The organism is Pseudomonas sp. B12(2026) (assembly GCF_057767015.1).
This window is the reverse complement of sequence record NZ_CM173430.1, coordinates 3,258,178-3,279,853: the sequence shown is the minus strand read 5'-3', so window position 1 is coordinate 3,279,853 and position 21,676 is coordinate 3,258,178. Positions and strand designations below refer to the sequence as shown.

Genomic DNA, 21,676 nt, shown 5'->3' with positions numbered 1-21,676 from the left:
TCTCAGGGCTGGGCGTCGGCGAGGTGGCACTGGCTTTCCGGTGCGTCGAGGCCGAGGCTGTCGAGTTCGCTGGAGGGGTGCAGGAAGCCTTCCTGCGGCGAGGTGCTGATCAGGGCGCGCGGCTGCACCAGCGGGATCGGCTGGCGCAGCTGGCCGTCCCAGGGGCGGAAGCCGAGCTTGTAGCCCTTGAAGCCGTCCAGCGGCAGGTCGGGCGACAGGGACAGCCTGCGGATCGCCACGGGGTCGGCGGCGCGCAGGCGGCTCACCGCGCTGGCGATGCTGCGCACGGCGATCCAGGCGGCGAAGTCGCGGTCGTTCATCCAGCGCCCGGCGTGCTCCTCGAAGCGCTTCTGCAACTGGGCGGCGCCGTAGGTCTCGACGGTCTTGTGCCAGCCGGTGGCGACCAGCCCCTGGGTGCCGGCCACCGGGCGCGGCAGCCAGGTGTTGTAGGGCACGTATTCGCCGAAGTCGCCGTGCACATCGGCCACCAGCACGGCGTCGTAGTCCTCGCTGGACTGGGTGAACAGCGGCATGTCGGCCTGGGCGCTGCGGCGCTGGTCGTTGGCGAAGGTGAACGCCTTCTCGTCGACGATCTTCGCCCCGAAGCGCTTCGCCGAGCGGCGCAGGGCGTTGGCATAGGCGGCGTCTTCCGGGCGCTGGCCGACGATCAGCAGCCAGCGCATCCACTTGCGCAGGACCAGGAACTGGGTCAGGGCGTCGGTCAGCATCAGCCGGCTGGGCAGGGTGTGCAGCACGTTCGCCGCGCACTGGCTGGCGCGCAGCTCGTCATCGGCGGCGCCGGCGTTGAACAGCAGGCTGTCCGGCAGCACGGCGGCGAGCTGGCGCAGGCTGTCGGCCGGGGCGTTGACCACGAACAGGCGCAGGCCGGCGTCGTGCAGGCGATGGGCTTCGGCGAGCAGCTTGTCCGGGCTGTCGGTGCTGGCGGCTTCGAGGCTGTAGCGCTGCTTGAGGAAGCGCCCGGTGCTGTTGCTGTCGGTGATCGCCAGCTCGGCGCCGCGCAGGCCGGCGTCGGTGGGTTCGGGGATGACGTTGGAGAGCAGCGGGCCGGGGTCGGGGGTGTAGCCCAGGTAGCCGATGCGTACGTCCAGCGTGGGGGCATCCTCGGCACGGGCGCCGGGGGCGGGCAGGGCGGCGCAGGCAACCGCGAGCAGGCAGGCCACGCCGTGCAATACGAACTGGCGCATGGGCGACTCCTATTTTTGTTGTGCGGCCAGCATAGGAATCGCCCGGGGTGCGGCAAATATGCAGAAAGTACCGATGGGGCAGTACCAAGGTAGTAGGTTGCGCGCCGCGCCCGCGTCCTAGGATGGCGCTACAAGAACCAGAAAGAGAAACGTCGCCATGCGTATCGCCGTCACTCTCGTCCTGCCGATCCTGCTGATGCTCAGCCTGCTCGGCTTCGATTTCCTCTACGCCCGCAACAGCTACCCGGCGCCGGTCGAACTGCATGCGCCGGCCGCGCCCATGGGTTGCATCCTCAGCTGTCGCCGGGGGCCTTAGGCGGACACACGGCTTTAGCGCCCGGTTCGCGAGCAAGCTCGCTGCTGCAGGCGCGGCGGGCACGATCGCTTTTGTAGGAGAGACGGGGGCGCCTAGCCCTTGTCCGCGAAGCTCTTGATCGGGGCCGATCGCGGACAAGGTCCGCTCCTACGAAAAGCACCTTGGCGCAGATCGTCGATCAAATCGCGAACCGGGTCCGATCGCGGACGGAGGCTAGGCGCCCCCGTCTCTCCTACAAAAGCTGATCCCACCGTAGGAGCGGACTTCGTCCGCGATGCTTTTGCTCTTCGTAGGGTGGATAACGCGCAGCGTTATCCCCTGATGGGTATCGCTTCGCTCCACGCCATCCTACGAAGTGCAAATCCTTCAGCTCCGGCTCTGCCTGTCACACCGAAACATCCGGCGCGCGCAGGGTCCCGTCAGGAGGCCGAGTGGAGGTATTGCGCAGAGGGGCGAGCGGCATGGATGCCGCGAGAGGCTTGAAGGGCCAGGGACGGCCCTTGCAAGCCGACCCTCGGAGCAATACCGGAAGGAGGGAAGTCTGAGCGAAGCGAAGACCCGGATGTCGGGGCATAGACCTTTGCCTACTTTGTGGCGTTTGACAAAGTAGGTCGCCCGAGGGGGCGAAACCAAATCTCTCAGCACACGCCGAAGCGGCGCATGAACACCGTACAAAAAGCAGCTCGCCGCCAGAGATTCAGCCACGCCTACCACCGCCCTAGTACGAAGGAACTAGACGCCAGCACCCAAAGCAGGATTCGGCCCACGCCCGGGCGTTCTTACCATCCTCATCACGGCCGCCGTCCCCGGCGCCGAGCCTTGCCAAGCATCTCGATGAGGATGAAGTGATGAACAACAAGAACGTGCTGTGCGGCCTGCTGTTAGTGGCTGGCCTGAGTGTCTCGGGTCTGGCCCTGTCCCACGGCAATGTGACGCCCCAGGCAGTGGACACCACGGGGCTGGAACCTCTGGGCAAGGAATGGCGCGACACCAACCCCTACCGCGAACCCTACGCCAACCACGCCAAGGCCGTGGAAATCGGCTCCTCGGCCTACAACCAGAACTGCGCGCGCTGCCACGGCCTGGAAGCCAAGTCCGGCGGCATCGCTCCCGACCTGCGCATGCTCGACGTCGGCGCCGAGGGTGACGAGTGGTTCAAGGAGCGGGTGATCAACGGCGCGGTGCGCGACGGCGCCGTGTACATGCCGAAGATGGCCGACTACATCAGCCAGGAAGGCCTCTGGGCGATCCGCACCTACCTGGACAGCGTGCACGTGGAAGAGTGACCGCCATGCGCCTGCCCAGCCTGCTGTTCGGCCTGCTCCTGTGCCTGCTGCTGGGGCAGGCGCAGGCCCAGGTCCGCCCCTACGAGGACATGGTCGCCAGCGGCGTGCTGCGGGTCGCCGTATACGAGAATTTCCCGCCCTACAGCTTCATGCAGGACGGGCAGCCGCGCGGCATCGACATCGACCTTGCGACGCGCCTGGCCAGCGGCCTGGGCATGCGCGCGGAATTCCTCTGGGTGACCCCCGGCGAGCGCCTGGACGACGACCTGCGCAACTTCATCTGGAAGGGCCATTACCTGCGCCCCGGCGTGGTCGCCGACGTCATGCTGCGCGTGCCCTACGACCGCGAATACGCCAACCGGCGCAACGATGTCGGCGAGTTCGCCAACGCCCAGGTGGCAATGTTCGGCCCCTACCAGCGCGAGCGCTGGCAGGTGGTCAACGATGACCGCCGGCTGCCGCAGGTGGACACCATCGCCGCGTTCCGCGAGCACCGCATCGGCGTCGAGCTGGACAGCGTGCCGTCCTTCTACCTGACCTCGGTGCTGGGCGGCCAGCTCAGCCGCATGACCGTGCACTTCCCCAGCACCCAGGCGGCCTTCGACGGCATGCGCGCGGGCAAGGTGGACGCGGTGATGGCCCTGCGCGGCGAACTCGACTGGATGCGCGCCCAGGCCGCCGACGAGCACCTGAAGAACGCCGAGAACACCTACCCCAACCTCGGCCAGCCGGAGTGGGACATCGGCATGGCGGTGCACGAAAGCAACCGCCAGCTCTCCAACGCCATCGACGGCGAACTGGAGGAACTGGTGCGCAGCGGCGAGCTGGAAAAGCTCTACGCGGCCTACGGCGTGCGCTACGAACTGCCGGGGCTTTATCAGGACGTGCAATGAGGGAGACATGATGCACAGACGCCATCTGTTGCTCGGGCTGTGCGCGCTGCCGCTGCTGGCGGCGGCGGTGGAGGGCGACCCGATGCCCTCGGTGATGTGGGAGTACCACCACAAGCGCCTGCTCAACGGCGAGCCCTTCGTCTTCGACGAGCGGGTGAAGCTGGGCGTGCCGCCGTTCGCCGAGGACTCCCGGCAGGTGCCGGTGGAAGTCGACGCCCGCGCGCTGCCCGGGCGCTTCGACCGCCTGCTGCTGTGGGCCGAGCTGAACCCGATTCCCCATGTACTGACGCTCTATCCGGGCGAGCACCTGGAGCCGCTGCTGGCGGTGCGCATCCGCATCGAGCAGGCCACGCCGATCCGCGCCGCGCTGCGCGACGAGAAGGGCGTGTGGCACGTCGGCTCGGCCTGGATCGACGCCGCCGGCGGCGGCTGCACCGCACCCAGCGTGGTGCGCGCGCAGCCGGGCTGGGAAGACCGGCTCGGCCAGGTCCACGGCGAGTCCTATCCCCGGGGCGAATACAGCCGCGTGCGCCTGTCGGTGTCGCACCCGATGGACAACGGCCTGGTCGGCGGCATCCCCGAGTTCTACCTCGACCGCGCCGAGCTGCGCGCGCCGGGCGGGGAAGTGCTGGCGCGCCTGGAGCTGTTCCCAGCGGTGAGCGAGAACCCGACCTTCACCTTCCAGGTACGCGGCCATCCGCACACCGAACTCTGGCTGCACGACAACAACGGCAACGAATTCCAGGCCGCTCTGCGCTGACATCGCACTGCGCTAACGAGGTGCCCATGCGTTTCCTCCTGATCGCCCTCGCGTGCCTGTGCCTGCCGGCACTGGCCGACCTGCAGTACCACCTCCAACCCAGGCGGATCGCCGACGGCACCTGGCTGGTGGAAGGCAGTACCGACAACTTCGGCAAGGACAATGGCGGCGCCATCGTCAATGTCGCCTTCATCGACACCGGCGACGGCGTGCTGGTGATCGACACCGGCCCCTCGCGGCTCTACGGGGAGGCGCTGCGCGCGCTGATCCGGCAGACCACCGGCAAGCCGGTGAAGCGCGTGCTGCTGACCCACCATCACCCGGACCACGTGCTGGGCAACCAGGCCTTCAGCGACGTGCCCATCGGCGCCCTGGCCGGCACCGGCAAACTGCTCAAGGAGCAGGGCAACGCCATGGCGGAGAACATGTACCGCCTGGTCGGCGACTGGATGCGCGGCACCGAGGTGGTGCTGCCGACGCAGACGGTGGAGCCGGGCGAATTGCAGATCGGCAGCCACCGCTTCCGCCTGGTCGGCCTGCGCGGCCACACCAGCGCGGACCTGGCGATCCTCGACGAGACCACCGGCGTGCTGTTCGCCGGCGACATCGTGTTCTACCAGCGCGCACTGACCACGCCCAACAGCCCCGGCCTGGACGTCTGGCTGGCGGACCTGGATACGCTGCAGCAACTGCCGTGGAAGCTCATCGTCCCCGGCCACGGCCCGATCGCCACCGACGCCGCGCCCTTCGCCCAGATGCGCGACTACCTCGGCTGGCTCGACGGCGTGATGCGCGACGGCATCGCCCAGGGCGCGGACATGAACGACCTGCTGCGCACACCCATCCCCGAACGCTTCGCCGGCGTCAGCCTGACACGCTACGAACTGATCCGCAGCGTCAGCCACCTCTATCCGCGCTATGAGCAGAAGGCCCTGCCGCGCGTGGACGAGCAGTAGGTTTTCCGCGGAGGTCGGGCATCCCGTCACGCCAACCCTCTCCCGAAAGGCGAGGGGGCCGCCCGGAGCGGTTTTGCTGACCGCCGCTCCGCCCTGATCGTTGCGGGACCTAGAGATCACACCTAGTCCTCTCGGACGATGATCTCAGGTCCGGGCAAATGCGTAACTGCCATCGCTTATCCAACCTGAAAACGAAAAGCGGTGGTCCTATGAGTGAGCAACAAACAGGCCGCGTGGCGGTCATCACGGGAGCGGCGAGCGGCATCGGCCTGGGCCTGGCGCAACACGCGGCGCAGCTGGGGCTGCGCCTGGTGCTGGCCGACCGCGATCGCAGCGGCCTTGAGGAACTGGCAGGGCGGCTGGCCGCGCAAGGCTGCGAGGTGCTGGCGCAGGTCACCGACGTGAGCCGCGAGCAGGACCTGATGGCCCTTCGCGACGCCACCCTGGCGCGCTTCGGTGCTGTCGACCTGCTGTTCAACAATGCCGGCGTCATGCAGACAGGTGCCAGCTGGGAACTGAGCGAGGCTCAGTGGCGGCGCATGTTGGACATCAACCTGCTGGGCGTCACCCATGGCCTGCGGGCCTTCGTACCGACGCTACTGGCCCAGGGCACGCCCGCCCATATCGTCAACACCGCTTCCCTGGCCGGGCTGCTTCCCAGCCCGTTCCTGGCCGCCTACACGGTCACCAAGCAGGCGGTGGTGGCACTGTCCGAAGTGCTGCACCAGGAACTGACGTCCCTCGGAGCGCCCATCACCGTGTCGGTGCTCTGCCCGGGGCCGGTGGCCACCAGCATCATGGCTTCCGACCAGACCGGCAGCGGCGCCGGTTCCGCCCTTGGTACGCAGTTGGAGCAGAGCATCCGCCGTGACGGCATGCCAGCCGACGAACTGGCCGAACTGGTGTTCGACGCCATCGAGCAGAAGCGCTTCTGGATTCTCCCTCACCCGGCGTTCAAGCCGGCGCTGCAGGCTCGCACGCAAAGCATCCTCGACGAGACCACCCCGGTCACCCCGGACTACATGATGGTCGACCTATAAGGAGCGAACATGGCACTCGATCCTCACATGCGGGCGTTGCTGGAACAGTTCGCCGGGGCGTTCGCCCTGGACTTCCAGGGGCTCGACGCCGCCACCTACCGCAGCATCGCCGACCAGGGGCTGGCTGCCGGCGAACAGTTGGCGATGGCCGAAGTGCGCGAACTGCGCGTGGTCGCCGACCTGCCGGCGCGGCTGTATCGTCCGAGCGCCGAGAATGGCCTGCCGCTGCTGGTGTTCTTCCACGGCGGCGGGTTCGTTGCCGGCAACATCGAGACCCACGACGACCTGTGCCGGCGTATCGCCCTGGGCAGTGGCGCCACGGTGGTGTCGGTGGGGTATCGGCTGGCGCCGGAAGCTCCTTTCCCGGCAGCACCCAATGACTGCTGCCAGGCCGTGGGCGAACTGGTGGCGCGCGCCGCCGAACTGGGCGTGGATGCCTCGCGCCTGGCCCTGGCTGGCGACAGCGCCGGCGGCAACCTGGCCATCGCCGCTGCGCGTCTGTTGCAGCACCGCGGCGGACCGTTGCCCAGCGCGCTGTGCCTGCTCTATCCGGTGACTGACCAGACCTGCGGCAGCGCTTCATACCGCGAGTTCGCCAACGGGCACTTCCTCGAGGCGGCGATGATGCACTGGTTCTGGCGCCAGTATCTGGGGCAGTGGCCGGCGCCGCTGGACGTGCTGGCCTCGCCACTGCACGCCGACGATCTTGGCGCTCTGCCGCCGACCCTGCTGATGAGCGCCGAGTGCGATCCGCTGCGCGACGAAGGCGAAGCCTTCGCCGAACGCGCACGCGCAGCGGGTGCGGAGGTCGAGCTGGTGCGCGCCGAAGGCATGCTGCACGGCTTTGCCAGCTTCGCTCCGTTCGCGCCACGCGCGCAGGCCTATCTCGATGACGCCGCGGCCTGGCTGCGCGAAGTGCTGCGCTGAGGAGCCGGACATGACACTGGACAGCCCGCTGCAACTGATCGAAGCGCTGCGCCGGGGACGGCCGGTGGTGCTGGTCGATGGCGAAGAGGAGGGCGGCGACGGCATGCTGGTACAAGCCGCTGAATTCATTGACGACGCGGCGCTGAACTTCTTCGCCGTCGAGGCACGCGGGCTGGTTTGCCTGGCGCTGACCAACGAGCGCTGCGCGGCGCTCGGCCTGCGTCCGATGACCGACAGCCCGCGTGGCGATAGCCTCGACTTCACGGTCTCCATCGAAGCTGCGCAGGGCATCAGCACCGGTATCTCCGCCGCTGACCGCGCGCGCACTGTGCAGGTTGCAGTGGACCCGGCCAGCGCCCCGGCCGACCTGGTCAGCCCCGGCCACATTTTCCCCTTGCGAGCAATGCCTGGCGGCGTGATGAGCCGTGCCGGGCATGCCGAAGCGGCCTGCGACCTGGCGCGGCTGGCCGGCCTGCAACCGGCGGCGCTGCTCGCCGGCATCCTCGACGAGAGCGGCGAGAATGCCCGTGGTGACGTTCTGCGCGACTTCGCCCGGCGCCACGGCCTGCCCATCGGCGGCATCGCCGAGCTCATCCACCACCGCATCCTCCACGAAGGCACCATCGCCCGTGGCGCCGAGTACCGCATCGATACGCGCCACGGGCCGTTCCGTGTGTGCACCTATCACGATGCCTTCAAGGACGTGCTGCATCTCGCCCTGGTGCGTGGCCAGATCGATCCGGCCAGCCCTGCGCTGGTCCGCGTGCAGGCGGTGGAGACCCTGCGCGACTTGCTCGCCGGCGAGCCGCCGCGTGGGCCGCAGCAGTGGAACCTCGAGCGCTCCCTGGCGCGCATCGCCGCCGAAGGCAGCGGCGTGCTGGTGCTGCTGGCCCAGCAGGAAAGCGCGGGCGCCGTCCTCGACCAGTTGGCGCGCGGGCCGGGAGTACAGGCGCCGAAATTTCCCCAGCGCACCCTCGGCGTCGGTGCGCAGATCCTGCGCGACCAGGGCGTGCGCAAGATGCGCCTGATGAGCTTCCCGGTACCGTACAAGGCGGTTTCGGGCTTCGAGCTGGAAGTCGCTGAGTTCGTCCCCTTCACCCAGCCCGAGGAGGCCTGAGATGACCCCGCAGGAAGCATTGGACAAGGTCCTGTCTCCAACCCGCCTAGCCGGCATGGCGCTGCGCAACCGGGTGATCAAGACCGCTACCTTCGAAGGCATGTGCCCCGGCGGCATCCCCGGAACCGAGCTGGCCGCGCACCATGCACGGATGGCGCGCGGAGGCGTAGGCCTGACCACCGTGGCCTATTGCGGCGTGTCGCCGGACGGCCTGACCTTCGCCGACCAGATGTGGATGCACGAAGGCATCTTCGATCAGCTGCGCGCGCTGGCCGATGCGGTGCACCGTGAGGGCGGCGCCATCTCCGCGCAATTGGCGCACTGCGGCTTCTTCAGCCGCACCCGACCCAAGAATATCCCGCGCCCGCGCGGGCCCAGCGCCGGCATCAACCAGTACGGGCTGTTCACGGGCGTGCCCTTCGCTGGCGCCATGGGCGAGGCGGACATCCGCAAGACCCTGGCCGAATATGCCGCTGCGGCGGCGCTGGTCAAGCGCGCGGGCTTCGACACCGTGGAAATCCATATGGGCCACGGCTACCTGCTCAGCCAGTTCCTCTCGCCGGCCACCAACCGCCGCAGCGATGCCTACGGCGGCAGCCTGGACAACCGCCTGCGTTTGCCGCTGGATGTGCTGGCGGCAGTGCGCGACGCGGTGGGCGAGGACTTCCCGATCCTCGCCAAGCTCAACCTCAGCGATGGTTTCACCGGCGGCCTGGAAATCGACGAGTCCTGCCGTGCTGCGCAGCGGCTGGCCGAACACGGCCTCGATGCGCTGGTCATGAGCGGCGGCTTCACCAGCAGCTCGCCGATGTACCTGTTCCGCGGCGAGAGCCCGCTCCGGCAGATGATCCCGCTGGAGCCCAATCCGCTGCAGCGCACGGCGATGAAATGGTTTGGCGGGCGACTGTTCTTGAGCCTGCCGTACTCCGAGATGTACTTCCTCGACCAGGCCCGTCGCATGCGCCAGGCCACCGACATGCCGCTGGTTTATCTGGGGGGCGTCAGCCAGCGCGACAGCCTGCAGCGTGCCATGGCCGAAGGCTTCGATTTTGTCGCGCTGGGGCGTGCGCTGCTGCGTGATCCGGACCTGGTCAAGCATGTTGGCAGCCAGGGCGAGGCCTATGAGAATGGTTGCAACCACTGTAACCAGTGCGTGGCGAGCATGGCGTTGCCGGGCGGTATCCGCTGCGTGCTCAATCAGCCGGACAGCTTCACGGCGGCTCGCTGATCCGCTGAAGCCAAAGGGAAAAAAGGCCTGCACCTTCTTCAGGTGCAGGCATTTTTCGTTTGGCCCGGTAGATGGAATCAGAAGTCGATAGCCAGGCTGACGCTGCCGCCCAGACCGTGGCTGTCCGCGCCTTGCAGGCCTTGCACGTCCGCGCTGATGCTGAGCGAGCCGGTGCGGGCGGTGAGGCCGGCGCCGACCTTGAACAGGTCGCGGTCATCGAAGGCCGAGACCTGCTCTACGGCAAAGCCCTGTACCGTCCCATGGCTCTTCACCTCGGGGTTGCCGATGGCGTGCTCGTAGCCCAGGTTCAAGCCCGGAGTGAGCGTCCAGTCGCCCAGGCGCGACTCACCGAATTCCAAGCCCAGTCCGCCGACCAGGCTGGTGACGGTCTTGTCGATGGCATCGACGTCCAGCGCCAGTTCGCTGCCTTTCTCGCTGAACGAGTCGAGGCGCACGTGAGTGACGCGCAGACCCAGGGTCGGCTCCAGCGTCAGGTCGCCGCCGCGGGTGCGATAGCCAAGGCTGGCCAGCGCGCTGTACAGCCCGCCGTCGGTATCGCCCTTGGCCCGGCCCAGGTTTTCTCCGAGGTCGCGGCGGCTTTCGTAGTCGACGTAGCCGGCGTCCAGGCGCAGGTCGGCGTAGGCGCCCTGGTCCAGGCTGTCGAAGGCGTAGCGCCCGCCCAGGGTGATGAAGGTGAGGTCGGCGTCGGCATCGGCACCGGAGCTGGCGACGTCGCCCTTGGCGTAGCCGAAGCCGGCACGCCCGCTGGTCTGACTGTCGAAACGGTGGGTCAGGCCGACCAGCATGCCCTGGGCGTGTTCGTTGCTGCTGGATGCGTGGGCGGAACCATCGGTACCGACGTAGCTGGCCAGGGTGCTCATCCATGGCTGGCTTTCGCCATCGCGCAATCCGCGGCCGCTGACATAGGGGGCGAGGGCGCTACCGATCTGCTGGGGTTGGCGCAGCAGGAAACTGGCGGAGTCGGCGTGGACCTGCCCGCCGACGCGTTGTTCCAGGCCGCCCAGGCTGCCGGCGTCGATGGCCGATTGCAGGTAGTAGTTGTACTGGCTGTAGGTGCCGGACAAGTCGCTGTCCTGCAGGTTGGCCAGCAGGCCGGCGCCGGCAGCGGCGTTGCCCGCGAGCGAGGCCTGGCCGGGCAGGCTGGAGAATCGCACCAGCTTGCCACGCAGTACGTAGAGGGTTTCCTGGCTCAGGCCGAGACCTTCTTTCAGATAGTTGTCGACCGAGCCGTAGCTGGCTTCGATCTGGTCCAGTCCTGCTTGCAGGAAGCTGGCTTCCACGCCCAGTAATGGCTTATAGGCTGCCGCCTGAGTCGGTGCGGCGGCACTGAGCTTGGCCAGCGTGGCGGCAATGCTGCGGGCACTGTAGGTATTGGTGGCCAGGTAGTCCTGCATGATGGTCGTCGAGTCGACGCCGGCGATGGATTGCAGCATGGCGGCCGTCCAGCCGGTGCGGTCCTTGCCGGAGGTGCAGTGGAAGAGCGCCGGGTCGTCGGCTGCCGCCAGCTCCATGAACAGCTCGCGGAAGCGCGAGCGCTGACCGGCGTCGGTGACGAAGGCACGGTTCATGTCGCGCATCCAGTTCTTCGCGGCTTCGGCGCTGCTGAGCGGCGGATTGACCTGGTCGCTGCCCATGATGTTGACGTTGCGGTAGCTGGCGCCAGCAGGAAGGGTGTCCGGCGCCTGGGCGATTTCCCCGGTGGTGCGCAGGTCGAAGACCGGGCCGATGCCCAGGCCTTCGAGAGTGGCCTTGTCGTTGCCTTCCAGCGTGAGGGCGTTGGAGCGGTAGAACACGCCCGGGCGCATGACTCCGTCATGGATGGTGGCGTAGGCATGGTCGGTGCCGGCGACGTCGCGGAAGTTGTCTGCACCGCTGAGATGCGGGGTATCGAGAGCGAGAGCATTGGCGTGCGGCAGGCAAAGCAGGGCCGCGGGGAGGAGCAATCGCGTGTTCACGTTGTGATGATCCTTATCTGGAATGCGGGCAGGACACGGGTGCGGCGGTCCGGGAGATGTCGGCGCCGATTGCGTCGTCGTTGAGTGATGCGTGATCCCCGCGCCGGGGGAGGGATGGTGAGCCGGCGCCCCGGACGGGCACCGGCTCGCCTGGCCTTATTGGCCGAGCTTGCGCAAGTTGCTGGCGGTGAAGTAGCTGGTGTCGAAGCTGGCGTCGTTGAGGCGGGCAGTGCCGCCCATGCCGTTGACCAGACGGTCGGCCAGATAGGAGCCGGCGATCAGATCGTGGTAGACGGCCACGCGGGCATGGAAGGCCTGAACCTCATAGGCATACACCGAAGTCTGTATGTTGGTGCGCCAGAGCTCGCCCTTGGCGTCGTAGTTGTCGGCAAGCACAGCGGCCCAGCTGTCCTCGTCCAGGTACAGGCGGCGCTTGGCGTAGATGTGCCGGCTGCCCGGACGCAGGGTGGCCTCGAGCACCCATACGCGGTGCAGTTCATAGCGCACGGCGTCGGGGTTGAGGTGGCCGTTCCCGGTGAGCAGCGAGTTCAGATCGACGTCCGGATCATCGAGTTTGTAGTTGTCGTAGGGGATGTACATCTCCTGCTTGCCAACCAGTTTCCACTCGTAGCGGTCCGGCGCGCCGTTGAACAGGCGGTCCTCGTCCATCACGCGGAAGCCGCCAACACCGTAGGGCGTGTCGTAGGCGATCGTTGGCGCGCGGCGTACTCGACGGGTGCCGGGCATGTACTGCCAGGACTGGGACGGATGCGCCACCGGGTTGCTGAATGTCATGTTGAGGATGATCTCGCCCTTCTTGCGCACGGGCTCCAGCGTACTGACCATCGCGTAGGCCTGGGTACCGTCGTAGGTTGCAAGGGAGCCCTTGGGGTTATCCCAGAGCGAGAGGATCTGGTAGTAGACCTTCTCGAACACGCGGTTCTGGTTGGACAGGGTCAGTGCCATCAGGTAGGTGGCCTCTTCCTTCCAGGCGCGGCTGGGCAGGTTGTGGTTCCACATCAGCTCGTAGCCGTTCTTCGGGATCGGGAACGGAGAGGCGCCATAGGCATTGGCGACACCGTAGCCACCGTCGACCAACTGGGCATTGAGGGCGTTGTACTTGATGTTCTTTTCCACTTCTTCCGAGTAGCGGAAGTCGCGGTGGCTGGGGTAGACCACCAGCTTGTAGGTCTTCGGGTAGCGCTTGAACAGGGCCTTCTGGCCTTCGGACAGCTTGCTGGCGTACTGCTCCATGTTCTGCGCGGTGATGGTGAATAGCGGCTTGTCGTCGGGATAGGGATCCGGACGCTTGTGCCCGGTGCCCTCGTATTTCACGTGAGGCGGCGCACCGCGCCATTTGCCGGTCCAGGCGGGAATGCTGCCGTCGGCGTTACCGGCTTTCTCGGCGCCCATCGGGGTCAATTCGTTGCCCAGGCGCGCGGCTTCCTCGGCGCTGACCTGGGCCTGGCTGTGAAGGCTGGCACCGGCGAGGCCGATGGACAGCAGAAAGGGCAGCAGGCGGGTTGTGCGGGTCATTTATTGTTCTCCGGTACGGGATCAGAAGCTGTACTTCGCGCTCAGCGAGACGTTGTCGCGGTCCGCCAGGTAGGTTTCGCTCGGGTTGCCGAGGAACATGTTGTAGCGGGCCTCGATGCTGAAATTGTTCAGGTAGCGCCAGGTGGTGCCGACGGCGAAGCGGTCGTCGCCTTCGCTCAGGCCGAAGCTGCCAGGCATCGAGGAACTGCCGTTCACCGCCTGGCTGTAGATGATCGGAACGCTGAGGTCCCAGCCGTTGAAGATGTTGTTGTAGTCGAGCGTGAGGTTGAGGGTGTAACCCCAGGCAGAGGTGTCGTAGTAGAGCTTGTCGGTGTTGGGTGTCCTGACCAGCGCGACACCTGCTCCGGTGGGTACGAAGATGTCGAAACTGGGCGCCTTGTCGTTGTCCAGCACGCGGTTGTAGCCCACCTCGCCGGTGAGAGTGACGTTGTCGGCGAAGCGTTGGATGCCGTAGGAGTGGATGAACGACAGCAGCGCTTGTGCGGTCTTGGCGCGTACTGCCTGTGGAGCGATACCAGTGTCCACCAGCACCGGCTGGCCGTCGCGGTAGCTCAGCTCGCCGCTGACGTTGGTTTCGCCGATCACGGAGGAGAAGCTCGCGCCGTACAGGTCGATGTTGTCGAAGTAACGCGCGCTGTACTCGGCCTGGTTCCAGTGGCTGAGCATGTCGAGCTGAGGCGACTTGTCGTGGAAGCGCACGTAGTACAGGCCGAACTCGGTGTTGTTCAACTGTTCGACGTTGTAGGTGGTGGCGAAGCCGAACTGGCCAGAGTCGCTGGGCTTGTCGTCGCCGATCCGGTGCGTTGCGCCAAAGGCATCGGTGAAGCCACCGCGGTCCATCTGATCGGAGATCGAGAAGAAACTGCCGACGCCGTCGGTCTCGGTCTTGCGCCACTGGTACTGGTAGTAGGCCTGTATGCCGAGATTGTCGGTGAGGTTGTACTGGACGAACGCCTGACCCACCGGGAGGAACTGTTCCTTGACCTCGATGCCGGGGATGTTGGATTTGGTCGCATCTACCGGACTCATCGCACCGGAGATACCGAAGCCGTTGAACAGGCTTTCGCCCCAACTCACGACCTGTTTGCCGACGCGGGCGTTGAGCGCGTGGCCGTCAATATCCCAGGTGCCATAGGCATAGGTGTCGAGGAAGCGCATGTTGTCGCCGTGCTGGTCGACAGTGTCATTGGGGAACTCGTCGGGCCTGGCGCAGCGGCCGCCAGCATAGCAGTTGGAGGTGCCGGTATCGTTGTCGTTACCGCGGTGGTAGACATCGTCGTAGAAGCCGCTGGCGCGGACGAACAGGCCATAGTCTTCGCGGAACTTGAAGTTGGCCTCGGTGAGGAAGCCGATGCGGTTGTTGATCAGCGCGCCGCGATCGAAGGCGTTGTCACCGTCGTCGCCGTTGGCGATGGCGGCGTTGCTGCCACCGTTGGACAGGGCATGGGCGCGCTTCTCGGTACGCCAGGCCAGGCTATAGCTGACGGTGGTATCCCAGTTGACCTCGAGGTCGTCGTTGAGCTGGTAGGACAGCGCCTGCGCCTCACTGGCGAGCAACAGGCCGCCCGTGCTGATCGCAAGGGCAAGGGGCAACGGCTGGAAGGCGATTCTTATTCTTGTCATCTCGTCCTCTGCTTGGGCAGGCACGTTTGTCCATACCCGGTTCTGTGTTGGCGGGAATGTGGCGAGGCTGACTATGTGGTCACCCGAATGAGCCAACATCGTCCGAAGGGACTAAGCCGGCGGGGCAGGGAGCAACCGCTCTGGCGCTAGTCTCAACGGACGATGCCGGGTGTTCGTGCGGGCGCGAACAATCGCCGGGCGAGCGTGGTTCCCAGCCACGCCAGATCCCCGGAGAACAGGCGCATGAACGCAAGGGCGAGCGACCAGCGGAGCTGCGAGTGGGACCATGAGTGCGACGTCCTGGTGGTGGGCAGCGGCGCCGGCGGCATGACCGCCGCGCTGCGCGCCCGCGACCTGGGCATGGACGTGCTGCTGGTGGAGAAGAGCGACCGCTACGGCGGCACCTCGGCGGTATCCGGCGGTGGCATCTGGATCCCCTGCAACCATCGGATCGCCGCTCTCGGCGGCCAGGATTCGGCGCAGGAAGCGATTCGCTACATCCGTACCGTGACCCAGGAACGGGTGACCGACGGGCGTGTCGAGACCTACGTCGAGCACGGCCGGCGCATGGTCGAATACCTGGAGGCCAACAGCCGGGTGCGCTTCGAGGCGCAGCCCGAGTACGCCGACTATTACCCGGAAGTTCCGGGCGGCAAGCCGGGCTACCGCTCCATGGACCCGTTGCCGTTCGACGCCCGCGAACTGGGCGAGGAATTCGCGCGGATGCGCGAGCCGTCGCCGGGCACCCTGATGATGGGCCGTGTCGCCATGACCATGAAGGAAGCCCGCGTGCTGCTCTGCCGCGGCCCCGGCTGGTTCGGCCTGACCCTGAAGATTCTCTGGCGCTACTGGCGCGATTTGGGCGGGCGCCTGAGCTCCAGGCGCGACCGATTCCTGACCCTGGGCAACGCCTTGGTCGCCGCATTGCGACGTTCCCTGCTCGACCGCCAGGTGCCGCTGTGGCTGGAAGCACCGCTGCAGGGGTTGCTGGAAGAGGGCGGCCGGGTAGTGGGCGCCGAACTGCTGCACCAGGGACGTCCGCTGCGGGTGCATGCCCGGCGGGGGGTGGTCATTGCCGCCGGTGGTTTCGAGCGTAACCAGGCAATGCGCAGCCAGTACCATCCGCAGCCGTCACAGAGCCAGTGGAGCGCCACGCCGCCATACAACCGCGGCGACGGCATCCGCGCCGGCCAGGCATTGGGCGCCGCCACTGCGCTGATGGAGCATGCCTGGTGGGCGCCAACCACCCACGTCGAAGGTGAAGAGAAACAGCGTGCGCTGTTCGTCGAGCGCACCCTGCCGGGCTGCGTGCTGGTGGATGCCGCCGGCCAGCGCTTCGTCAACGAAGCCGCGCCCTACACCGATATCGTCTATGCCATGTATGGCCACAACACCGAGCAGGCGCGCAGCGTGCCCTGCTGGCTGGTGTTCGACGCCGAGTTCCGCCGCAAATACCCCTGCGGCGCCTTGTTGCCCGGCTACGCACAGCCCGACAACCGCCTGCCCAAGCACTTGCAGGGTTACTACTACAAGGCCGACAGCATCGGCGAACTGGCGGCGGCCATCGGCGTCGACGGCGACGGCCTCGCTTGCACCCTGGAGCGTTTCAATCGCTACGCGGCGCTGGGCCAGGATCCGGACTTCCACAAGGGCGAGTCGGCCTTCGACCGCTATTACGGCGACCCTGCCGTGCAGCCCAACCCGTGCCTGGCGCCGCTGCTCAAGGCGCCGTTCTATGCGGTGCAGGTCAATGCCGGCGATATCGGCACCAAGGGCGGCCTGCTCACCGACGTGCATGCCCGCGTGCTGCGCGAAGACGGCAGCGCCATCGACGGCCTGTACGCCATCGGCAACTCCGCCGCTTCGATGATGGGCACCACCTATCCGGGTGCGGGCTCCACCATCGGCCCGGCGATGACCTTCGGTTTCCTCGCCGCCGAGCACATCCAGCAACAGGCCGAGAAGGCTTGCGCCCGCACAACCCAGGAGGCTTCGAACAATGGCTGAAAAAACTCCCCGTATCGCCCTGGTCACGGGCGCCAGTCGTGGTGTCGGCAAAGGCATCGCCCAGGCGCTGGGCGCCGCCGGCATGACCGTCTACGTCACGGGCCGCTCATTGAGCTCCGGTTCCGCCACGCTGCGCGGCCAGGTGATGCATGGTTCCATCCATGAAACCGCGGCGGCTATCGACTCCGCCGGCGGCAAGGGCATCGCCGTGCAGTGTGACCACGGCGACGATGAGCAGGTACGCGTGCTGTTCCAGCGCATCGAGGCCGAGCAGGGCCGGCTGGACCTGCTGGTGAACAACGCCACCTTCATCCACGAGCAACTGATCGAGCCCGGTCCGTTCTGGGAGAAGCCGCTGGAACTGGTGGACATCCTCGACATCGGCCTGCGCTCGTCCTATATCGCCAGTTACTACGCCGCACCGCTGCTGCTGCGTGCGCCAAAGGCACTGGTGGCCTTCGTTTCCTCGTTTGGCGCCGGCTGCTACATGCACGGTCCGGCCTACGGGGCGCAGAAGGCTGGCGTGGACAAGCTGGCGGCAGACATGGCCATCGATTTCGAGAACAGCGCAGTCGCGGCTGTTTCCCTCTGGCTCGGCCCACAGCTGACGGAACGTACCGCCATCGCCGGCCAGGCCAAGGCCGAGCAGTACGAAGCCTTCCTGGCGATGGCCGAGACGCCGCAGTTCAACGGCCGGATCATCCGCGCGCTGCTGGACGACCCCAAGCTGTCGGAGCTTTCCGGGCAGACCCTGGTCAGCGCGGAACTGGCGCTGCGCTACGGCATCAAGGACAGCGACGACCGCCAGCCGCCGTCCTGGCGCGACCAACTCGGCGGACCGCGCATGCAGCATCCGGCGCGGGTGGTCTGAGCCCGTGCGGCGGGGGGGATTGCGCAGATCTTCGCCGGTAGCCGTTAGGCGATGAGCCGAAAGAACCGGACCCGATCTCATCGCGTCTGGTTTTTTCGTGAAGCAGGTTCAGGCGATAGTGCAACACCTTGCGTCCCTTGCAGGAGCGGGTGGGGCGGAACGGGTCCCTGGGATTTTCTCCTTCGACATCCGCACCCCACGGCACCAGGTCGATACGTTGCTGGACCGCCTGCTCTCTCACACAGTGTCTTGCGAGGTAAGCCTCTCCTGCGCGAAGCCGACCGAGTCGAAGATGGCGACTTGCTCAGCGTTGTCGCACCCCGGCATCTACCTGAAGTCCAAGGGCCTGATTACGGCGGTATACCTCGGTCGATAGCGGAGCTGAGCCGGATTCCATAAGTCTTCGTCATGGGAGATTGCCTGTTGTCGATGACTCAACTTTTTCTTTGGAATTACATCCGGGCGACTTCAGAAGCACATAGGCAAGACAAGGCAGCAGGATAAGCGCACCCACCATGTTCCAGACGAACATGAATGCCAGCAGGATGCCCATGTCCGCCTGGAACTTGATAGGCGAGAACGCCCAGGTGGCAACACCAATGCCCAGGGTCAGGCCGGTTAGCACCACGACTCGCCCGGTGAAGCGCAGCGCTTTGCCATAGGCTTGGGTCAGGGTATCGCCCTGGCGCAACCAGGACAGCGTCACCGTCATCACGTAGAGCGCATAGTCCACACCGATGCCTACCCCCAGGGCGATCACCGGCAGGGTCGCCACCTTCACTCCGATGCCCAGCGCCACCATCAGCGCTTCGCAGAGGATCGAGGTCAGCATCAGTGGTAGCAGCGCACAGAGCACCGCCCGCCAGGAGCGGAAGGTCAGCAGCGAAAGCAGGGCCACGGCGGCGTATACCAGCAAGAGCATTTGCCGGTCTGCCTCGCGCACGACCTTATTGGTCGCCGCGGCGATGCCGGCGTTGCCCGCAGCCATGAGGAATTTTGCAGACGCTCCGGCATGCTCGGCGTTAAACCGCCCGACCTCGGCGACCACGCTGTCGAGCGTTTCCGACTTGTGATCCCGCAGGTAAACGTAAAGGCTGAGCAGGTCGCAGTTCTGGTTGAACAGGTCGCGCGGGGCCCGGGTCACCACTGCGCCCAGGGTGCCTGCATTGGGCAGTAGTTCGTACCATTTCAGGCTGCCCTCGTTGTAGCCCGTCGTGGAGCGCTTGGCGAGTGCAGCCAGCGAGGCGGTCGACTCGACCCCGGGTAGCTGGCGCAGGCGCCACTCCAGCGCATCGACCAGGCGCAACGTGCCGTATTCGGCACAGCCGCCGGCGGGCGTGCTGACCATCACCACGAAGATGTCGCTGCTGGCTGCATAGTTGGCCACGATGAACGCGTTGTCGCGGTTGTACACCGAGTCGGCCCGCAACTCGGGCGCTCCGGGGTCCAGGTCACCGGTTTTCAGGTGTTGCCCTACGTACAGACCGCCCAGTCCGAGCGCCGCCGCGAGGAGCAGCGTTGGCAGCGCATAGCGGCGCGTGGTGAAGGCTCCGATCCGGCTCCAGATGTCACCCTCAACAGTCTCGGCGTGGGTGATGCTGCGCCGTGCGGCTGCCGGGTTCACCCCGGTGTAGGACAGCAGGATCGGCAGCAGCACCAGGTTGCTGAAGATCAGCGCCGCCACCCCGATGCTGGCCGTCACCGCCAGGTCCTGGATCACCGGAATGTCGATGACCATCAGAACCGCAAAGCCAACGGCGTCGGCTAATAGTGCGGTCAAGCCGGCGAGGAACAGACGGCGAAAGGTATAGCGCGCGGCTGCCAGGCTCTGCGCACCGCGTCCGATGTCCTGCATGATGCCGTTCATCTTCTGCGCGCCATGGCTGATGCCGATGGCGAACACCAGGAATGGCACCAGGACCGAATAGGGATCCAGTTCGTAGCCCAGAGAGGGCAACAGCCCCAGCAACCAGACCACCGCGATCAGGGAGCAGAGCACTACCAGCAGTGTGCTGCGCAGGCAGCGAGTGAATCCGTAGAGCACCACAGCCGCAATCGCCAGGGACACAGCAAAGAACACCAGCATCTGCTGCAGACCATCGATCAAGTCACCCGCTACCTTGGCGAAGCCGGTCACGTGAATGCGGATATCGTCGCTCTGGTATTTCGCCCGCAAAGCTTCGATCCGCCCGGAGAGCTTGTGGTAGTCCAGCCGTTCCCCTGTCGCAGGATCGTTTTCCAACAGCGGCACCAGCAACGCGCTGGACTTGAAGTTCGTCGCCACCAACTGGCCGATTTCCCCTGAGCGGGCCACGTTCTCCCGCACGCGGGCCAGGCTGGTCGCCGTGCCGTCGTAGTCCCCCGGCATCACCGGGCCGCCATCGAGTCCGTCCTCGGTTACCGCAATCCAGCGTGTGGCTGGCGTCCACAGGGACTTCATGAACGACCGGTCCACGCCAGGCAGCAGGAATACCTCATCGTTGATCGTCTGCAGGGTTCGCAGGTAACCGGCATCGAAAATGGATCCGGCACGGGTCTCGACCACGATGCGCAGCGTATTGCCGAGCCCTTTCAGGTCAGCCTTGTGCTGCAGGTAGTTGACGATCATCAGGTCACTGGTGGGGATGTTGCGTTCAAAGCTCGCCGTCAGGCGTAACTGGCCGGCCTGCCAGGCGAGCACGGCGGTGATCAGGGCGCAGAGCAGCACCACGGCCAGACGATGATTGAACAGCGCGCGCTCGAGCCATGAGCCGGAGTGTGCATCGAAGCCGCCGAGCTCTCGTGCTTGCGGTTGGTCGACAGGCTGGATGAGGGAGGTCATCGTCCGCTCTCCATCGACAGGGTGGCAGGGCCGCCAAAACCGCTCAGCACCAGGGTGTCACCCATCGTCGTCGCACCAGTCAGCGGTCGAGGGGCGGGGGAGGGCACAGGGGTGAAGCTCGCGCCGTCGTCGTGACTGCGCAGCACCTCCCCGGTCTGGCTGACCAGCACCACGCTGGCGTCGGGCAGTACCGCGCCGCCCGCCAGGCTGTTGCTGGTATCCGTGGCAGCCTTGATCCAACTCTGTCCGCCGTCGTCCGAGCGGTAAGCGGCGCCGCGAAGGCCGAAGGCCAACAGGGCATGGGTTGGCGTCTCCAACAGGCCGAAGAACGTCCCCTGGTAAGGCGGGGACAGGCGCTGGAAATGCTCGCCGCCGTCCTCCGAGCGCAGCATCAGACCTTGCTCGCCCACGATGAAGAGCGCCTTGCCCACTGCTTTCATGGCATAGAGATGGAGGCTCTCGGGATTGGCCGTTCGGTGCTGCCACGCTTGCCAGTGGCGACCGCCGTCGTCGGTCTTGAATATCAGGTTGTAGGCACCGACCACGAAGCCGTGTTGCTCATCCCGAAAGTACAGGTCGAGCAGCGGCTTGTCTGGGCCATCCTCGACCAACTGGCGGGCCTCGCGCACCTGCCGAGCGGCTGCATCGGCGTTCACGACCGGCTCGTCCATCAGGCGCTGGGCAGCTTGCAGGGCCAGCCGAGCCGCCTGCACGCCATCGAGTTGCTTGTGCCAGGTCAGGCCGCCGTCAGTGCTGTGCAGTACCACTCCGGCGTGCCCTACTGCCCAACCCGACTTCGGGGTGGCGAATTGCACTGCGACAAGCGACACCTGGACGGGAACCTGAGCCTGGCGCCAACTCGCCCCCTGGTCGTCCGACAGGAGAATGATTCCGCGTTCGCCTACGCTCACGAGTCGGTTGCCCGCCCTGGTCACCGCGAGCATGCCGGCGCCGGTCGCCTGTGGTGCGATGAGGGCTGCCGTTTCGTACGCCGGCAACGTGGTGTCCACCGATGGCGCCGCAAGGGCGGCACCGGTCATGAGGGTAGCCAGTGCCACGGCCAACGGCCTGGTTAGCATGTGTGTCCTGTTCA

At 66.4% G+C, this 21,676-nt stretch carries 17 protein-coding genes; 11 read left to right on the top strand and 6 right to left on the bottom strand.

Annotation, left to right across the window (positions count from 1 at the left end):
- Positions 1–2 precede the first annotated feature (2 nt).
- Positions 3–1,205, bottom strand: coding sequence for a lanthanide ABC transporter ABC transporter substrate-binding protein PedA1 (gene pedA1 / locus AC3B6A_RS15330; protein WP_488398065.1), 1,203 nt, complete (start codon positions 1,203–1,205; stop codon positions 3–5).
- A 157-nt stretch (positions 1,206–1,362) separates the two neighbouring features.
- Between pedA1 and AC3B6A_RS15325 the strand changes: the two genes are divergently transcribed.
- From AC3B6A_RS15325 to AC3B6A_RS15285, 9 genes are all read left to right on the top strand, one after another.
- Positions 1,363–1,521: a hypothetical protein gene (locus AC3B6A_RS15325; RefSeq protein WP_488398064.1), complete on the top strand. Its 159-nt coding sequence runs from the start codon at positions 1,363–1,365 to the stop codon at positions 1,519–1,521.
- A gap of 848 nt (positions 1,522–2,369) precedes the next feature.
- Positions 2,370–2,807, top strand: coding sequence for a cytochrome c-550 PedF (gene pedF / locus AC3B6A_RS15320; protein ID WP_488398063.1), 438 nt, complete (start codon positions 2,370–2,372; stop codon positions 2,805–2,807).
- 5 nt (positions 2,808–2,812) lie between these two features.
- The gene (locus tag AC3B6A_RS15315) at positions 2,813–3,700 is read left to right on the top strand and encodes a substrate-binding periplasmic protein (RefSeq protein ID WP_488398062.1); all 888 of its coding nucleotides are present in this window, start codon (positions 2,813–2,815) and stop codon (positions 3,698–3,700) included.
- A gap of 7 nt (positions 3,701–3,707) precedes the next feature.
- Positions 3,708–4,460, top strand: coding sequence for a quinoprotein dehydrogenase-associated SoxYZ-like carrier (locus tag AC3B6A_RS15310; RefSeq protein WP_488398061.1), 753 nt, complete (start codon positions 3,708–3,710; stop codon positions 4,458–4,460).
- A 26-nt stretch (positions 4,461–4,486) separates the two neighbouring features.
- Positions 4,487–5,416: a quinoprotein relay system zinc metallohydrolase 1 gene (locus AC3B6A_RS15305; RefSeq protein WP_488398060.1), complete on the top strand. Its 930-nt coding sequence runs from the start codon at positions 4,487–4,489 to the stop codon at positions 5,414–5,416.
- A gap of 209 nt (positions 5,417–5,625) precedes the next feature.
- Entirely contained in the window at positions 5,626–6,456 is an 831-nt protein-coding gene (locus AC3B6A_RS15300; RefSeq protein WP_488398059.1) for an SDR family NAD(P)-dependent oxidoreductase, read from the top strand.
- Positions 6,457–6,465: 9 nt separating this feature from the next.
- Positions 6,466–7,383, top strand: coding sequence for an alpha/beta hydrolase (locus AC3B6A_RS15295; RefSeq protein ID WP_488398058.1), 918 nt, complete (start codon positions 6,466–6,468; stop codon positions 7,381–7,383).
- 10 nt (positions 7,384–7,393) lie between these two features.
- On the top strand, positions 7,394–8,500 hold the full coding sequence (locus AC3B6A_RS15290) for a 3,4-dihydroxy-2-butanone-4-phosphate synthase (protein ID WP_488398057.1): 1,107 nt from the start codon (positions 7,394–7,396) through the stop codon (positions 8,498–8,500).
- A 1-nt stretch (position 8,501) separates the two neighbouring features.
- Positions 8,502–9,728, top strand: coding sequence for an NADH:flavin oxidoreductase (locus tag AC3B6A_RS15285; RefSeq protein WP_488398056.1), 1,227 nt, complete (start codon positions 8,502–8,504; stop codon positions 9,726–9,728).
- Positions 9,729–9,805: 77 nt separating this feature from the next.
- Here AC3B6A_RS15285 and AC3B6A_RS15280 read toward each other — a convergent pair whose 3' ends face one another.
- The 3 genes from AC3B6A_RS15280 to AC3B6A_RS15270 all read right to left on the bottom strand — a co-directional run bounded on the left by AC3B6A_RS15280 (position 9,806) and on the right by AC3B6A_RS15270 (position 14,884).
- Positions 9,806–11,704: a tyrosine-protein phosphatase gene (locus AC3B6A_RS15280; RefSeq protein ID WP_488398055.1), complete on the bottom strand. Its 1,899-nt coding sequence runs from the start codon at positions 11,702–11,704 to the stop codon at positions 9,806–9,808.
- 156 nt (positions 11,705–11,860) lie between these two features.
- Positions 11,861–13,240 (bottom strand): DUF1329 domain-containing protein, encoded by a 1,380-nt coding sequence (locus AC3B6A_RS15275; protein WP_488398054.1) that lies wholly within the window; start codon positions 13,238–13,240, stop codon positions 11,861–11,863.
- A gap of 21 nt (positions 13,241–13,261) precedes the next feature.
- Positions 13,262–14,884: a DUF1302 domain-containing protein gene (locus tag AC3B6A_RS15270; RefSeq protein ID WP_488398053.1), complete on the bottom strand. Its 1,623-nt coding sequence runs from the start codon at positions 14,882–14,884 to the stop codon at positions 13,262–13,264.
- A gap of 243 nt (positions 14,885–15,127) precedes the next feature.
- Between AC3B6A_RS15270 and AC3B6A_RS15265 the strand changes: the two genes are divergently transcribed.
- Positions 15,128–16,891: an FAD-dependent oxidoreductase gene (locus tag AC3B6A_RS15265; protein WP_488398052.1), complete on the top strand. Its 1,764-nt coding sequence runs from the start codon at positions 15,128–15,130 to the stop codon at positions 16,889–16,891.
- Positions 16,884–17,762, top strand: coding sequence for an SDR family NAD(P)-dependent oxidoreductase (locus tag AC3B6A_RS15260; RefSeq protein WP_488398051.1), 879 nt, complete (start codon positions 16,884–16,886; stop codon positions 17,760–17,762). The genes AC3B6A_RS15265 and AC3B6A_RS15260 overlap by 8 nt, the downstream gene beginning before the upstream one ends.
- A gap of 406 nt (positions 17,763–18,168) precedes the next feature.
- On the opposite strand, the gene AC3B6A_RS15255 is transcribed toward AC3B6A_RS15260, so the two are convergent.
- Together AC3B6A_RS15255 and AC3B6A_RS15250 are read right to left on the bottom strand one after the other, a co-directional pair.
- Positions 18,169–20,583: an efflux RND transporter permease subunit gene (locus AC3B6A_RS15255; RefSeq protein WP_488398050.1), complete on the bottom strand. Its 2,415-nt coding sequence runs from the start codon at positions 20,581–20,583 to the stop codon at positions 18,169–18,171.
- Positions 20,580–21,623, bottom strand: coding sequence for a WD40/YVTN/BNR-like repeat-containing protein (locus AC3B6A_RS15250; protein ID WP_488398049.1), 1,044 nt, complete (start codon positions 21,621–21,623; stop codon positions 20,580–20,582). The genes AC3B6A_RS15255 and AC3B6A_RS15250 overlap by 4 nt, the downstream gene beginning before the upstream one ends.
- Between the last annotated feature and the right edge of the window lie 53 nt (positions 21,624–21,676).